Genomic DNA, 1,833 nt, shown 5'->3' with positions numbered 1-1,833 from the left:
TTATAAAAACAAAAAAGATATACTGTGAGATAGCTGTTAGCTTTTAGCTGTTAGCTTTTAGCTTTTAGCTTTTAGCTTTTAGCTTTTAGCTTTTAGCTTTTAGTAAATGCAGCGAAGACCAACAAACATTTGCTAATAGCTAAAAGCTAACAGCTAATAGCTTTTTAGTTCGCATATAGGTTGATAGAATGGCCATAAAAAAGAAAAGACCAGATTACTCCGGCCGATTCAATTTTATGGTCAACTACTCCGCCCTGCCGAGAAGAAACAACGCGGGGCGGATTTTTTATTCCTGCATTTTCCGACGTCTGGATTTATTGAACATCAGTCCTTTCTCCACCCCCTTGCGCATTTCCGCCTGTTGTTCTGCCGGCAGTGCATGTACGGTCTGGCAGGATTCACTGCAACAGCCATCATACTTTTTCGCACAGGCTTCGCACTGAATAAATAAGAGGTGACAACCATCGTTTAAACAGTTGGTATGGGAATCACAAGGTTCACCACATTGATGGCAATGACTGATGATATCATCGCTGATACGCTCTCCCAGCCGGTCGTCGAATACAAAGTTTTTGCCTTTGAATTTAACGGGGAGTCCTTGTTCTTTTGCTTTGTTGGTGTATTCAATGATGCCGCCTTCCAGATGGAATACATTTTTAAACCCATTGTGGAGCATATAGGCGGATGCTTTTTCACAGCGGATGCCACCGGTGCAGTACATGATGATGTTCTTATCTTTCTGATCTGCCAGCATATTCACAGCCATCGGCAACTGGTCGCGGAAAGTATCTGACGGTACTTCTATGGCGCCCTCAAAGTGGCCTACTTCGTACTCATAGTGATTACGCATATCCACAATCACCGTGTCCGGATCAGCGGTGAGGTCATTGAATGTTTTAGCATCTACGTACCGGCCACGGTTGGCCATATCGAAAGACGGATCTTCTATACCATCTGCCACGATTTTATCGCGTACTTTGATTTTCAATACAAAAAAGGATTTGCCGTCGTCGTCTACTGCGATATTAAGACGGATGCCGTTGAGGAAATCAATGGCGTACAACTGTTGCTTAAATGCCTCAAAATGGTGCGCGGGAACGCTCACCTGGGCATTAATGCCCTCTGTGGCTACGTAGATACGTCCGAATGTGTCCAGCTGAAAAAGAGATGCGTATAATTGATCCCTGAATGCTTGCGGGTCGGGGATTTTTGCGTACTGATAGAAAGAAACAGTCACGCGTTTAAATGTTTCCAATGCCAGCCGTTGTTTCAACTCGGCGGCGGATACTCTGTTGTGTAATGCCATAATTCACCTGAATTTTAAGGACACTTGCTCTAGTGAACAAAATTCAATCAGCCCTCTTTAATTGTAAAAGAGCAGCTAATCAGGGCGCAAAGGTAGCAAAAATACAGGAATATCAGTAGTGGTAAGGGTCTGCCTCTTTACTCCAGTTATAAAGGACTTGTAAAGAAAACCAGGCTATTGCACTGATAATGAAGATATAACCAATAAAACCGGGGGTTCTCAATTCTACTGCTCCGGGCAGGTCATTCGATTCGGTAATGTAGGCTGCAGCAGCCAGGAAAATCCCTGAGAGCAGCGCGTAAAGGGCTATTTTTCGCATAGCAGATAATTCAAAGGATGACGATACATTTGGCACGTACGTGTGAGTAAAATGTGCACAGCGCTTGTCCAAATATGATTACCTTACTAACGTAAACCATCGGAGAAAGGTTCATTTAACTCCAAAAAAAATATTTGTTATTTTATAACTATTTGATAATTATTGTATATAACTTTGCTTTTAAGTTACAACCCCGATTGGCACCCTT

General features: G+C 42.7%; 2 protein-coding genes. Both read right to left on the bottom strand.

Annotated elements, in window-relative coordinates; all coding sequences use genetic code 11:
• Positions 1–286: 286 nt before the first annotated feature.
• On the bottom strand, positions 287–1,306 hold the full coding sequence (locus VIP81_RS12530; protein WP_331960777.1) for a rhodanese-related sulfurtransferase: 1,020 nt from the start codon (positions 1,304–1,306) through the stop codon (positions 287–289).
• A 112-nt stretch (positions 1,307–1,418) separates the two neighbouring features.
• A complete protein-coding gene (locus tag VIP81_RS12525) occupies positions 1,419–1,625 on the bottom strand; it encodes a hypothetical protein (RefSeq protein WP_331960774.1) in 207 nt (68 codons plus the stop codon).
• Between the last annotated feature and the right edge of the window lie 208 nt (positions 1,626–1,833).

The organism is Chitinophaga sp., assembly GCF_036566945.1.
In the GTDB taxonomy this organism is placed as follows: Bacteria; Bacteroidota; Bacteroidia; order Chitinophagales; family Chitinophagaceae; genus Chitinophaga.
Note: the sequence above shows the minus strand (reverse complement) of the source record. Positions and strands in the feature narration are given on the sequence as shown.